Origin of the sequence: Gallaecimonas mangrovi (genome assembly GCF_003367375.1) — a bacterium.
GTDB lineage: Bacteria > Pseudomonadota > Gammaproteobacteria > Enterobacterales > Gallaecimonadaceae > Gallaecimonas > Gallaecimonas mangrovi.
The window spans coordinates 582,564-596,093 of sequence record NZ_CP031416.1 but is presented as its reverse complement, the minus strand read 5'-3'; the positions used below and the strand labels follow the sequence as shown (position 1 = coordinate 596,093).

The following is a 13,530-nucleotide window of genomic DNA, read 5'->3' as shown; positions in this document are numbered from 1 at the left end:
GTACCCTAGCGACCGGCCCTTAACCAATGCCCAAAGCCCGCCTTGCTAAGTGGCTCGCGCAGCTGCCAACTCAACTCATCGGTATCCAGACACGCCAGCAGTTTCGGTTTCAGGGCAACCAAGTCACTCATACTGAGTTTTTTCAGCAAATGCTTAGCTCTTGCCACTTGGCTGGCATTCATCGATAGATGCCGATAACCCAGGGCTAAAAGCAGGGTAAAGCCCATAGGTTCCCCTGCCATCTCCCCACAAACCGATACCGGTAAACCCAGTGCCAGGCATTGCTGCTGAATTTGCGCAAGCGCTTGCACAACTGCGGGATGGAAAGGTTTAAAAAGCTCTGCCACCCGCGGATTATTGCGGTCAACGGCCAACAGATATTGGGTAAGGTCATTGCTGCCAACAGAAATAAACTGCACCCTTTCAGCTAACGCGGGCAGCAAATAAAGCGCCGCGGGCACTTCCACCATCACCCCAACCTTGGGCAGCGGAAATTCGCCTAGCGCATCACAAAGCTCGAAATGGGCTTGCTTCATTAGCCGTAGCGCTTCATCCACTTCGGCAACGGACGAAATCATCGGCAGCAATATTTGTAAATTGCCATGGTGCTGGTGCGCCCGCAGCATGGCTTTTAGCTGGATAAGGAAAATGTCTGGCTGATCCAGGGTAATACGAATACCACGCCAACCAAGAAAGGGGTTTTCTTCTTCAATGGGCAGGTATGGCAGCGGTTTATCACCGCCAACATCCAAGGTGCGCAGTGTTACCGGTAACCCCGGATAACGGGACAACACATGCGCGTAAAGCCGAAATTGCTCTTCTTCACCAGGGAAGCGATTGGCCAACATAAAAGGCACTTCGGTGCGGTAAAGGCCAACCCCGTCAGCCCCCTGCCCGGCCGCAACATCGGTATCAGCAGAAAGGCCAGCATTGATATACACCATCACCCTTTCGCCATCTTCACTGACCGCAGGACCTTTGGCACTGGTCAATACGTCTTTGGAGATGTTGGCTTCTTCTTGAATCAAGCGGCGGTATTCGCGCTCAAGCCCAGGCTCTGGGTCGATATAGCAGCGGCCAGTGTAGCCATCGAGAATAAAGCGCCGCCCTGGCAGCGCGGTTAATGGCAATGACGACACCCCAAGCACGGCCGGTATACCTAAGGCTCTTGCCAAAATAGCGGCATGGGAATGCCCCGAACCGCGCCGCGATACAATGCCTTTTAGCCTCTCTCGGGGCACTTCTGCAATCATGGTGGCGGTCACTTCATCGGCTACCAGCACCACGTCGTCGTCAGGTATCTGTTTATTGAGTTGCCCGACAGAAAGCACCTGCAGAAGACGCAACCCCACGTCTTTAAGGTCGGCAGCACGCTCCTTTAGATAGGCATCTTCCATGGCCGAGAACTTATCAACAGTCTCCTCGACAATGGCTTTCAGTGCCCATTCGGCACTCTGGCCATTTCTAATTTGTGCTCTTACCGGGTCGCCCAAACTGGCCGGTGATAACAGCTGTACATAGAGTTCAAAAATGCCTTGTGTCTGGCTAGGCAAATCAAGCCTTTCGCCCAAGGCACGCAGCGATGTTTGGGTGGTGGCCACGGCCCGTTCAAAGCGGGCAAGTTCACTGTCGATATCCACCTGCGTAACCTGCGGCAGGTCGTCGAAGGTCATCAAAGGAATGCGCACCAGGCACGAGCCCATACCAATGCCAGGAGACCCAGCCAAGCCGGTAGCAGAGCGTTTCCAACCGGTTTGCGCTCTTAATAAACGGGTACGCTCTTCCACATTGGCAAGGGCTGGCGCGAGCTGATTCGCCAGCGTGACCAAGCAGGCTTCTTCTTCAGAATCAAAAACGCGAGCATCACGCTGCTGAACAGTCAGCACCCCCAAGACCCGGCGCCGATAAATAATGGGCACCCCAAGGAAGGACTGAAACAGCTCTTCGTTCAACGCTTCAATTAATTTAAAAGCCGGGTGATTTTGCGCGTCGGCAAGGTTGATGGGCTCTTCGCGAGACGCCACCAAGCCAACCAAGCCTTCTTGATAAGAAAGGGTACAAATGGTGCCGGAAGGTAAGGTAAGGCCTTGGGTGGCCAATAATTGCAACTGGCCAGCGTCGGCGTCGGCCAGGTAAATCGAGCACACCTCGGTATTCATCAGCTCACAGATAGCGTTAACCAGCCAGGACACGGCTTGGTCAAGAGATGCAGCGCTATTAACCTGCTGCACTATCCGTTGTAACTGCGTCAGCATTGCAGACTCCCCCAAAGTCATCACTGCGGCGCAGAAAATGGCATCCTTACGCCAGGGTCAGGCCCTTCTTTTGTCAAAGCGACCAAAAGGCATAGCTTGTGTGACAAATTCCTTCATAACACGGCGATAGACGTCTCGTTTAAACGACACCACCTGCCGTACAGGATACCAATAGCTAACCCAGCGCCAGTCATCAAATTCCGGGTGGCCTGTGGCCCCCAAATTCACTGTCGATTCGGCCGAGGTGAGTTGCAGCAGGAACCATTTCTGCTTCTGGCCTATACAAACCGGTGCTTGTTCCTTACGCACCATCCGCTTGGGTAAACGGTATCTTAGCCAATGGCGGGATACCGCCAACACTTTTACGTCTTTGCGTTTTAACCCAACTTCTTCCCAGAGCTCGCGGTACATGGCTTGTTCTGCTGACTCGCCGTCGTTGATGCCCCCTTGGGGAAACTGCCAAGAATGTTGGCCTCGACGACGGGCCCACAATACCTGGCCCTGCTGATTGCAAATCACTATGCCGACATTTGGACGGAAACCGTCGTTATCGATCATGTCAGCCTCAAAAATATGCGTTCTTGCTTGGATTGTTCCATAGATAGGGTTGCCCAGCAAAAGGAATTAGCGGCCCTAGCTCAAACCTTTGGACAACTTTGTCAATCTGGCAAAGTTATCCACAACACTACCAATAAATCCATGCACATCAGTTGTGGAAAATGCTGTGTATAAACTGGTGGCTATCCTCTGCGTTGATTTTAACCACCGCTTCAACACCACATCTTGATGCCTTCAGTGAAGCACATAATATTGTTTTTTTGAAAGTTTATTTATTTTCGTCAGTTAAGATGAAGCATTGACAGTCCCTTGGGATCTGATCGTTGTGCGATCGGGCTGTGGACATATTTCTTTGGCCAGAAGTTAATCAAAGCAAAGTAATCCACAGAACAAGCCGAGTTTTTACACATCACTTCTATAAAAACAGCAGAAAATCACAGTTATCCCAGTTTTTTGTGCATGAGAATGTGGATACTTGTTCAAAACCATTGGGACAGTTATTAAATTACGCTTTTCCGATACTGATAAGATCTTAAAGATCAGTAACTAACAAACATCAGTTACTGTGCATAACCCAACTTAAAGCAGCTGGACAAGATTCATACACCCACCACCGCACTTTACCGTTAGAATGCCACCATGAAGACACCGTCCCCCCAACAAACGGCCCCGGCCAGCCTTGAACAGTTAATGGAAAGAGCCAACGCCCTTGCCGGTTATAACCTCGGTGAGCTGGGCACTCTTGCCGGCATTGGCATTCCAAGCCATTTGCGTAAAGAAAAAGGCTGGATGGGTATGCTGCTAGAAACCTTATTAGGCGCGCAGGCGGGCTCCAAACCCGAGCCCGACTTCCCGGCTTTGGGTGTCGAACTGAAAACGTTGCCAATCGACCGTAATGGCAAGCCGCTAGAGAGCACCTTTGTTGCCGTCGCCCCCGCAGAGGGCTGGCAAGGCGTCACCTGGGAAAGCAGCCATGTTCGTCACAAACTGGCCTGCGTATTGTGGATCCCCATTTTGGCGGAACGCCAGTTGCCACCAGCCGATCGCGTGATCGCAACACCTTTTTTATGGCGGCCATCAATAGCGCAAGAACAAGCTTTGCAAAAAGATTGGGAAGAGTTGGTAGAACTGCTGGCGCTGGGCAGGTTCAACGAAATCAGCGCCTATAAGGGCCAACACTTACAGCTGCGGCCAAAGGCTGCTAACGGCACCGTAAAAGTGATGGCAATCAACGAAGACGGTGACAAAGTCGCGGTGCAACCCAAAGGTTTCTATTTACGTAGCAGTTTTACCCGCCAACTACTTCGCGACAGATTTGACTTGGCGTAGCGGCTCTTTATTGATAATAATTATCAATAACAAAGGAGCGACTTATGGCCTTACCTACCGGCGTTCGTCTCGGGCTACTTTCATTAATTGTTTTTGCTTGGTGGCCCGTTCATCACAGCCATGTTTGGTTAGCCCATGGTTTTTTTGGGGTCGCTATTGTTTTCCTACTTTTTAGCCCTGTTGTCGCTTTGCGTATCTGCGCTCCGATATTGTGCTTGAGCACAGTCTTGACATTGATCCCCTGACAGCCTGACCAAAGAGGTTTATGCTGGTTAAAAAAGCACCCAGGCAGTCAAAGAGGTTGATATGAAGAGTATCGCCATCATCGGCGCCGGGTTAAGTGGCATCACTGCCGCCCGGATCTTACAGGGACATGGACTAACCCCGACTATTTTCGAAAAACGTGCCGTTACTGGCGGACGAATGAGTAGCCGTCATAGCCAGTGGGGTTGCGTTGATATGGGCGCTCAGTATTTTACTGCGCGCCACCCTCGCTTTATCGATGAACTCGGTAACTGGATAGCGCAAGGCATTGCCGCTGAATGGGCGGTATCGCCGTACCACCTTTCTAGCAGCCAGCGCTTACATGCACAGGACGTTGTCCAGCGCTATGTCGGCACACCGCAAATGAGCGCCATTACCAACTTTTTGGTCGCCAACTTAGATGTGCGTCTTGAACAGTCCATCTGTGGCTGTCATCACCGTGATGAACAATGGTGGCTAGAAAATATTGAAGGGGAAGCCTTTGGTCCCTTTGATGGCTTATTGGTAACGGTGCCGGCGCCGCAAGCGGTGCCGCTGATTAGTGCCAGCCCAAGGCTCAGCATGCTGGCACGCAAGGTGCGCATGCAGCCAACCTGGTCGGTCGGTTTACTGTTTTCCGAGCCTCTGGCGACAGAAGTGAATGCCGCCTTTGTAGATAACGACTGCATCGAATGGATGGCGCAAGACTCGTGCAAACCCGGCCGCCTTGCCGATACCCAGCGCTGGGTCATTCATGCCACCAGCGACTGGAGCAGTCGGCATATCGATTTGGAGCCAGGTGAAATTACCCAGCTGGTCACTGAACAGTTCTTTGCGATGTTAGACCTGCCCCCGGTACCTGCAGACCACAGCATTGCCCGGCGCTGGCGTTTTGCTCGGGGCCATCTTGATGGCAGTAGCGGCTTTGACGAATCCCTTTGTTTAGGCTGCGCTGGCGACTGGAGCCATGGTGCCAGAGTTGAAGGCGCCTGGCTTGCGGGCCAAGAGTTAGCCGAACGCATGCTCGGCGCGCTGCGATGGGACATGAATCCCAAGCCATAAAAAAAGCCGCCCAAAGGCGGCTTTTTATTAGTAACGGTCAGCCCTTAGGCTTCGGCTACAACGGTCACTTTCACAGTGGCGAAAACATCGCTGTGCAGTTGCAGTTCGATGTCGTACTCGCCCAGGTTGCGCAGGGCACCTTCAGGCAGTTTAACTTCGGACTTAGCAACAGCTACGCCTTTGGCGCTGATGGCGTCGGCGATATCGCGAGTACCGATAGAACCGAACAGTTTGCCTTCATCACCCGCTTTAGCAGCGACTTCAACACCTTCCAGAGCCTGAACTTGCTCAGCACGAGCTTCGGCAGCAGCCAGAACTTCAGCCAATTTGGCTTCCAGTTCAGCGCGACGCGCTTCGAAATGAGCAACGTTATCGCGGGTAGCCATTACAGCTTTACCCTGCGGGATCAGGAAGTTACGAGCGTAACCAGATTTAACTTTGACTTGATCACCCAGGCTGCCCAGGTTAGCGATCTTGTCCAACAGAATGACGTTCATTGACGATTCCTCTCAACTCTATCCCAGGACGGACCTTACTTGTGCAGGTCGGTGTAAGGCAGCAGAGCCAGGTAGCGAGCGCGTTTGATGGCGCGGGCCAGCTGACGCTGATACTTGGCGCTGGTACCGGTGATACGGCTAGGTACGATCTTGCCGCTCTCGGTGATGTAGTTCTTCAGAGTTGCGATGTCTTTGTAATCGATTTCAGTGACGCCTTCTGCAGTGAAACGGCAGAACTTGCGACGACGGAAGAAACGGGCCATGGGGCTTATCTCCTAATTCAACAATTCGATGTGCTGGGCGTGCAGTATCATTTTTGCCAGGCCGTCTCGGCCGGTTTGGGTAACCAGAAAACCGGTTACGGTGACTGCAGACCCCATCTGTAATAACTGTGTTTGTTGGTTCAACTCATCACCGCTGGCCACAACAGCGATATACGCCCTTGCTTGCCTGGCCATATTGGCCTCAGTTTGTGTGGACACATGGTCCAGCCAAAACTGACAGTGGTTGATCCCTGCCGGACTTTTGCTGCGCCTTGGCGCTTTAGCAACATGCCCGTCAATTTGCACCCAGTTACGTTGCACTTGCCTTACTCGGCACTGGCCTCAGCAGAAGCTTCAGTGTTGCTCTCTTCGCGATCGTCGCGGTCATCACGGCGCTCACGACGCTCATCCTTGGCTTTAGCCATAGGAGAAGCTTCGGTAACAGCGTGCTTAGTGCGCATGATAGCGTGACGCAAAATAGCGTCGTTGAAGCGGAAAGTGCTTTCCAGCTCGTCAACCACTTCTTGAGTAGTTTCAACGTTCAGCAGAACGTAGTGAGCTTTGTGCAGCTTGTTGATTGGGTAAGCCAGTTGGCGACGGCCCCAGTCTTCCAGGCGAGTCACTTCACCACCACCGTTTTTAACGGCGCCAGTGTAACGCTCGATCATGCCCGGAACCTGCTCGCTTTGATCAGGGTGAACCATGATCACGATTTCGTAATGACGCATGATTGCTCCTTACGGGTTAGTAGCCTCACAACCCGGCTCAGCCGCAGACCGGTGGGGAGGCAAGGAGAAATAGTGAACGGCTGACATAAGGGCGCAGATTTTACAGAATTGAGCATTTCCATACAAGACAGATTTTTATAATCTATCGGGGTGGCGATGCAGAAAGGACGCCAGGCGAAGGGGAATAATAATAAAATGCGTTTTTTGGTGTGCTTAACATTACTGCTAACCAGCCAGGCTTGGGCCTTGGTGCCGCCTTATTACGGCAAATCGAAAACCGAGTATCGCTTTGCCTCAGAAGCAGAAGTAGGGCTTTCCTATTACAACGGCAACACCAACACCGAGGCCTATAACACTCGCTTGAAAGTGGCGATGGATACCGATAAAACGCACCAAGAAGTGGTATTCAGCTCCAACTACGCTGAAGATAGCAATGTCACCAGCGCCGAAGAATACCAACTGCAGTTACAGTCAAACTTAAAGATGTGGTCTGACCATTACCTGTTTATGCGGGGTACCCAGATCTTTGACCGCTTCGGCTCGTACCGTTCAGAAACCACCTTGTCATCCGGTTACGGTACCAATCTCATTAGCCGCCGTTTTACCTCACTGAGCTTTGAAATGGGCCCTGGTTACCGGCTACAAACACCGCCGGATGACAGTGATACCAGTGAAATTAACGAACCCATTATTCGTACCGCTCTAAAATACGAGCGCCGCATCCATGAGCGAACGCGTTTTAATGCGGGGTTGGAACTGGAAACCGGTTTGCAGAACACCACGGCGGTGTTTGATACATCACTGACCAACCAGTTATGGGATGATTTGGCGTTGAAACTGGGCTTTTATTATCGCTATTCAGCGGTGGTGGATACCGATAAAACCAACTTCGATACCCACTCCACCCTGAACTTGCTTTATACGTTCTGACGCTGGCGGACGATTTCAAACAAGCAAACACCGGTGGCCACAGACACATTCAGGCTAGACACTAGGCCTGCCATCGGAATGGCAATCAGCTCATCACAATGCTCGCGGGTAAGGCGGCGAAGCCCCTTGCCTTCAGCCCCCATCACCAAGGCCATAGGGCCCGTCAGTTTGGTGCCAAATAGGGTTTTATCGGTTTCGCCAGCCGTGCCCACCACCCAAATACCTTGCTCTTTTAAGCTGCGAAGGGTGCGCGCCAAGTTAGTCACTTCCACCAAAGGCACGGTTTCGGCAGCGCCGCAGGCCACTTTTCGCACCGTCGCGTTCAGTGAAGCCGAGTTATTTTTCGGCACAATCACCGCCGCGACACCGGCGGCATCAGCGGTACGCAGGCAAGCGCCAAGGTTATGCGGGTCAGTAACACCGTCAAGCACCAGCAGCAACGGCTGACTGGCCTGCTCCAAAAGCTCGGCCAGTTTATTTTCATTAAGTGCCTTCGCCGCCTTAATTTGCGCCATAACCCCTTGATGAACAGCGCCCTTGGACTTTTCGTCCAGGGTTTTCTTCGCTACCCATTCAATGGCTAACCCCATCGCTTCAGCATTTGCCAGCACCTCGGCCAGGCGCTGGTCATGGCGCTCCCGGGCCACCCAGAGTTTGATCAGACTCTCCGGTTGACGTTCGATCGCGCCTTCAACGGCATGGATCCCGAAAATCCAATCCTGACTCATGTTGCCTCTTTACTTCTTGTTACGGGGTTTGCTGCCACCTTTAGGTGGCCGGGGTTTCTTGTTTGACTTCTTTTTGGCAAAGCCTTCGGCCAGGGTTTTAGCGGCGTCTTTTTTGCCGCCCTTTTTAACGATTTTGCCTTTTTTGAGGCCATCGCGAACCGACGGCTTTTTACCACGCTCTTCGGTGGCTAAAACCAGGTCGATTTTACGTGAATCCAGGTTCACGGCCGCTACCCGCACTTCGATACTGTCGCCTAAGCGATAACGCTTACCAGCGCGTTCGCCGACTAAAGCCTGTTGCACGGCATCGAAATGGTAGTAGTCATTTTCCAGGCTAGTGACATGCAGCAAACCTTCAATCAACAGATCGTTAAGGCGTACGAACAGGCCAAAAGAGGTCGCGGACGATATCACACCGCCGAAGATGTCGCCCACATGATCCTGCATGTATTCGCACTTGAGCCAATCATCCACTTCGCGGGTGGCGTCATCAGCGCGGCGCTCGGTCATGGAGCAATGTTCGCCCATGGCATCCATTTTTTCTTCGGTGTAAATGAAGCCGCCCTTATCGGTCACACTTTCTTGGGCCTGGCGCGCCAATACCGCTTTGATAGCACGGTGCAAAATCAAATCAGGGTAGCGACGAATGGGAGATGTGAAATGGGCATAAGCCGATAGCGCCAAACCGAAGTGGCCGCGGCAATCAGACTCATAAACCGCTTGTTTCATTGAGCGCAGCAACATGGTTTGAATAAGCTCAGCGTCCGGCCGGCCTTCAAGTTTGGACAACAGCTGAGTAAAATCTTTTGGCTCTGGCTCCAAACCACCACCCATGCTCAGCCCCAAGCCATTAAGGAACTGGTGGAAACTGGAAATTTTTTCTTCGTCGGGCAAATCATGCACCCGATACAGGCAAGGCACCTTATTCTTGTGCACAAATTTGGCTGCCGCAACGTTAGCCAAAATCATGCATTCTTCGATGATCATGTGCGCCGTTACCCGATGCAGCGGCACCACTTTTTCAATCTTGCGTTCGGCATTGAACAAGAATTTGGTTTCTTGGGTTTCAAACTCAATGGCACCGCGCTCATGACGCGCGCCCTTTAACGCCGTAAAGAGGTTATGCAATTCTTCGACATGTGGCAGTACATACTGATACTGCTCTCGAAGGGCGTTGTCGCCATCAAGCATCGCCTGCACCTTGTTGTAAGTCAGCCGCGCTTTGGAATGCATTACCGCCGGGTAGAACTTGTAACCGGAAAGGTTGCCTTTATCGGAAATGGTCATTTCACAAACCATACAAAGGCGGTCAACTTCTGGGTTCAAGGAACACAAGCCGTTAGACAGCACTTCCGGCAACATCGGGATCACCTGGGAAGGGAAATACACCGAGTTGCCTCTGTTGTAGGCTTCTTGGTCAAGACTGGTACCCAAACGCACGTAGTGGGAGACATCGGCGATAGCAACCCACAGCCGCCAACCACCCGACTTTTTCGCTTCACAGTAAACAGCATCGTCAAAGTCGCGGGCATCTTCACCGTCGATGGTAACCAATGGCAGCTCACGAAGGTCAACCCGGCCGGTTTTATCTTCTTCTTTGACTTCTTCCGTTAAACCGGCGATTTCGGCGTTAACTTCGTCCGACCAACTGTGCGGCAAGTCGTGGCTACGAAGGGCAATTTCGATTTCCATACCCGGTGCCATATGCTCACCGAGAATTTCAACAATTTTACCCACAGGGCTAAAGCGCATGCTGGGCCGCTGGGTTAATTCCAGCACCACCACTTGCCCGGCCCGGGCACCGCCTCTGGCTTCGTCAGGGATTAAAATATCCTGAGCAATACGTCTGTCATCTGGCACCACAAAACCGATGCCGTCATCGCGAAAATAGCGGCCAACCAGTTGCGCAGAGCGCGCTTCCAGTACCCGTACAATGCGCCCTTCCAGGCGACCGCGGCGGTCGGTTTTAATGGCTTGAGCCAGCACCAAATCGCCATTAAAGGCTTTATACATTTCGGTGGGAGACAAGTAGAGGTCTTGGCCGTCTTCCACTTTAACGAAGCCAAAACCGTCGGGGTGGCCTTGCACCCGGCCTTTGATCAGATCCATACGCTCGGTAAGGGCATAGGCTTTTTGGCGAGTGAACACCAACTGACCATCGCGCTCCATCGCCCTTAACCGCCGGCGCAGTCCTTCCTGCTGATCTTCATCATCTAACTGTAAATGCTTGATCATGGCGCGCAGACTTTGGGGCTTACCCAAAGCACGCATTTCTTCGATGATGGCTTCTCGGCTGGGGATGGGATTGTCGTAGCGTTCTGCTTCTCTGTCGGCAAAAGGGTCCGTGATTGGGTCGCGCATGGCGTGCTCACTTGCTGAGTTTGCAACCATTATACCCTTGCACCGCCAGTAACATAGTGTTTCTAACAATTGCTTGGGCAAGGCGTGAACAAAATGCACAATATAGGCCGCTTTTTTCCCTTATGGGTTTGACGACATGCATATGATGTCTAGGGTCGGCCGATTTTGGCTAATGGCCCTATTGCCGTTGGCAATTCTACTTTGGCAATTTACCGACTTTATGCCCAAGCTGACCGCCTCAACCTTCAGCTATTTGCTGTTGGCCATTGTTGGCTGGTACGGCGTGATTGCGGGCATTTACACCTTGCTAAGCTGGCCTTTCACCTTCGCCCTAAGGCGGTTTTCAGGCTGGCTAATGGTGCCGGTTGCGGCAATTACCGGGGCCTTATTGTGGGTGGATCTCGAGGTTTTCGAGCAGTACCGCTTTCATCTTAGCCCCTTTGTGTTTCAGTTATTTTTAAGCCAGCCTGGTGAGGTGATTGAATTCTCTTGGTTCACCTGGCTGGTCAGTGCAGGGGCTATGCTGCTGTCACTGCTGTTGTTTACGGCACTTTGGCGGCTAAGTCTGCGTCAGTGGAAACAGTGGCCAGTATGGAGCCTAATTATTATCGCTTTCTTAAGCGGTGAAGTTTGGCATGCCATTGCTGACGCCAGAGGTATGGATCACATCACCATTTTGACCCGTAACTTGCCAATTTATCAGCCCATGACGGCAAAACGCTTTATGGCAAGGCACGGTTGGGCCGTGGCGCATCCGACATCCGATGCTTTGAATGTCAAAGAAAAGGGCGCGCTACATTATCCACTGACCCCAGTGCAAGCGGCAAAGCAGCCAAAAATGAATGTGTTGTATTTGCTGGTTGATACCTGGCGCGCTGATGAGCTTACGCCGTCAGATACACCGAACGTTGAAGCCTTTTCCAAAACGCCGGATACCACCCGTTACTTTGACCATTTCAGCGGTGGCAATTCGACACAAGCCGGGATCTTCTCGCTCTTTTACAGCTTGCCAGCCACCTACTGGGCCGCTTTCGATGAAAGCCAGAAACCACCGGTACTGATGAACCTGTTTAAAAATGCTGGCTATCAATTTGGCGTTTATGGCTCTGCAACGCTGCGTAGCCCCGCCTTTGATAAAACCGTGTTTTCCGGGATCCGTCCGATCCACTCTGAAGCCGGTATTGACCGCCGCTGGAAACGAGACCACAAAGCCGTCAACCAGTTTGAACAGTTTTTAGATAACAGAGATAAAGCGAAGCCCTTCTTTGGCTTCTTGTTCTTCGACGGGGTTCATGCTTATGACTTTCCGGATAACTTCGACAAAAAAGTGAATCCGTACTGGGACAGAGTTGACCACATCAAGCTCAGCAACAGCTTCAATCCTAAGCCTTATTTTGACCGCTACCGCACTGCAGTGCGCTATTCAGACCAGCTAATTGGTCAGCTGCTGGGCTATATGAAGCAGCATCACTTGTTGGATAACACCATCATTATTATCAGCGCCGACCATGGTGAGGAATTTAATGAGCACCACATGAACTATTGGGGCCATGGTTCTAACTATTCAGACACCCAAACCAAGGTGCCGTTGGTGATCCACTGGCCGGGTAAAGAAGGCGGCGAGGTGCATTATCGGACCAGTCATTTTGACCTGACACCAACCCTGGCAACAAACCTGTTTGGGGTGAAAACGCCACTCAAAGACTACAGTGTCGGCAAGCTGTTATCCGACCCTAGCCCACGTAAGTGGCTTTTGGTCGGCAGTTATTACAACTACGCCTTGAAGAGCCCGAATGAATTGGTTGTGACCTACCCGACCGGGCAAACCGAAGTGATGGACAATAACTTACATCATTTAGACACGCAGCCACCGGCCGCCGCCATTAAAAAGGCCCTCAGCATGATGGGGCGTTTCTACCACTGATCGTTGGAAATACTGGCCAGTACTGTGGGCGGCACTTGCCGCTCCAGTCTGGCAACCAAGTTACGGGCTTGGCGCCATTGATGGTGGTCAGTGATGATGGCGTTTTTCAGTTCCCTAAGCGCCAGTTCTTTATCTTCCGGCGTGCCATAACCTTTCATGCTCAGGTCGGCAAAACGTAATACTGCCCTCAGGTTATGTTCCCGCACCGCCATTCTTAAAAAGCGCATGGCTCGGTCCATGTCCACTTGTACCCATTTGCCAGTAGCGTAGTAACGCCCCAACTGCTCTAGCGCTTCCGGTAATCCTTGGTCGGCGGCTTTTTCCATAAAGCCAATGCCTAAGCTCACGTTGGTTGGCACACAGACGCCATAGGCCAACATGTCGCCCCATAAATACTGATAGGAAGGAATTTTAGCGATTTCAGCGCGCGCCTGAATATCTTGCACCAACTGGCAGTCGTCTTTGCGAACCCGGCGTAAGTGGGTGTTAGCAGCAATAAGCTCCAATAGCTCGTCCTGGCCATAAACCTGAACGGGCTTTAGGTCCTCCGCAACCGCGGTGGTTGATATTGCCATAAGAAAAATCAGACTGCGGGCAAGCATAGATACCTCCACTCTCACTAGTCTATCGGCAATTTGGCGTTTTGCTTTAA

At 52.0% G+C, this 13,530-nt stretch carries 13 protein-coding genes; 4 read left to right on the top strand and 9 right to left on the bottom strand.

Annotation, left to right across the window (positions count from 1 at the left end):
- Nucleotides 1-5: 5 nt before the first annotated feature.
- Both ptsP and rppH read right to left on the bottom strand, forming a co-directional pair.
- Nucleotides 6-2,255 carry a phosphoenolpyruvate--protein phosphotransferase gene (gene ptsP / locus DW350_RS02815; protein ID WP_192954788.1) on the bottom strand — a complete coding sequence of 750 codons (2,250 nt, stop codon included), beginning with the start codon at nucleotides 2,253-2,255 and terminating at the stop codon, nucleotides 6-8.
- A gap of 57 nt (nucleotides 2,256-2,312) precedes the next feature.
- A complete protein-coding gene (gene rppH / locus DW350_RS02810; protein WP_115717394.1) occupies nucleotides 2,313-2,813 on the bottom strand; it encodes an RNA pyrophosphohydrolase in 501 nt (166 codons plus the stop codon).
- A gap of 639 nt (nucleotides 2,814-3,452) precedes the next feature.
- On the opposite strand from rppH, the gene mutH reads away from it, so the two are divergent.
- The gene (gene mutH / locus DW350_RS02805) at nucleotides 3,453-4,142 is read left to right on the top strand and encodes a DNA mismatch repair endonuclease MutH (RefSeq protein ID WP_115717393.1); all 690 of its coding nucleotides are present in this window, start codon (nucleotides 3,453-3,455) and stop codon (nucleotides 4,140-4,142) included.
- Between the two features lie 306 nt (nucleotides 4,143-4,448).
- Entirely contained in the window at nucleotides 4,449-5,447 is a 999-nt protein-coding gene (locus DW350_RS02800) for an NAD(P)/FAD-dependent oxidoreductase (protein WP_115717392.1), read from the top strand.
- A 44-nt stretch (nucleotides 5,448-5,491) separates the two neighbouring features.
- Here DW350_RS02800 and rplI read toward each other — a convergent pair whose 3' ends face one another.
- Genes rplI through rpsF form a run of 4 tightly spaced genes read right to left on the bottom strand, consistent with a single transcriptional unit; the run spans nucleotide 5,492 to nucleotide 6,935 of the window.
- On the bottom strand, nucleotides 5,492-5,944 hold the full coding sequence (gene rplI, locus DW350_RS02795; protein WP_115717391.1) for a 50S ribosomal protein L9: 453 nt from the start codon (nucleotides 5,942-5,944) through the stop codon (nucleotides 5,492-5,494).
- A 35-nt stretch (nucleotides 5,945-5,979) separates the two neighbouring features.
- Entirely contained in the window at nucleotides 5,980-6,207 is a 228-nt protein-coding gene (rpsR, locus tag DW350_RS02790) for a 30S ribosomal protein S18 (RefSeq protein ID WP_008486569.1), read from the bottom strand.
- 12 nt (nucleotides 6,208-6,219) lie between these two features.
- The gene (priB, locus tag DW350_RS02785; protein WP_226911374.1) at nucleotides 6,220-6,528 is read right to left on the bottom strand and encodes a primosomal replication protein N; all 309 of its coding nucleotides are present in this window, start codon (nucleotides 6,526-6,528) and stop codon (nucleotides 6,220-6,222) included.
- 5 nt (nucleotides 6,529-6,533) lie between these two features.
- Complete coding sequence (gene rpsF, locus DW350_RS02780; protein ID WP_115717390.1) at nucleotides 6,534-6,935, bottom strand: 30S ribosomal protein S6; 402 nt, start codon at nucleotides 6,933-6,935, stop codon at nucleotides 6,534-6,536.
- A gap of 195 nt (nucleotides 6,936-7,130) precedes the next feature.
- On the opposite strand from rpsF, the gene DW350_RS02775 reads away from it, so the two are divergent.
- Nucleotides 7,131-7,865, top strand: coding sequence for a DUF481 domain-containing protein (locus tag DW350_RS02775; protein ID WP_192954787.1), 735 nt, complete (start codon nucleotides 7,131-7,133; stop codon nucleotides 7,863-7,865).
- Here the strand turns inward: DW350_RS02775 and rlmB are convergent.
- Together rlmB and rnr are read right to left on the bottom strand one after the other, a co-directional pair.
- Nucleotides 7,853-8,593, bottom strand: coding sequence for a 23S rRNA (guanosine(2251)-2'-O)-methyltransferase RlmB (gene rlmB, locus DW350_RS02770; RefSeq protein ID WP_115717388.1), 741 nt, complete (start codon nucleotides 8,591-8,593; stop codon nucleotides 7,853-7,855). The genes DW350_RS02775 and rlmB overlap by 13 nt on opposite strands.
- A gap of 9 nt (nucleotides 8,594-8,602) precedes the next feature.
- Nucleotides 8,603-10,954 (bottom strand): ribonuclease R, encoded by a 2,352-nt coding sequence (gene rnr, locus DW350_RS02765; protein ID WP_115720537.1) that lies wholly within the window; start codon nucleotides 10,952-10,954, stop codon nucleotides 8,603-8,605.
- A 142-nt stretch (nucleotides 10,955-11,096) separates the two neighbouring features.
- Between rnr and DW350_RS02760 the strand changes: the two genes are divergently transcribed.
- Nucleotides 11,097-12,878: a sulfatase-like hydrolase/transferase gene (locus DW350_RS02760; protein ID WP_192954786.1), complete on the top strand. Its 1,782-nt coding sequence runs from the start codon at nucleotides 11,097-11,099 to the stop codon at nucleotides 12,876-12,878.
- On the opposite strand, the gene DW350_RS02755 is transcribed toward DW350_RS02760, so the two are convergent.
- The gene (locus tag DW350_RS02755; RefSeq protein ID WP_152032925.1) at nucleotides 12,869-13,480 is read right to left on the bottom strand and encodes a tetratricopeptide repeat protein; all 612 of its coding nucleotides are present in this window, start codon (nucleotides 13,478-13,480) and stop codon (nucleotides 12,869-12,871) included. The two genes, DW350_RS02760 and DW350_RS02755, sit on opposite strands and share 10 nt — an antisense overlap.
- Nucleotides 13,481-13,530: the final 50 nt, after the last annotated feature.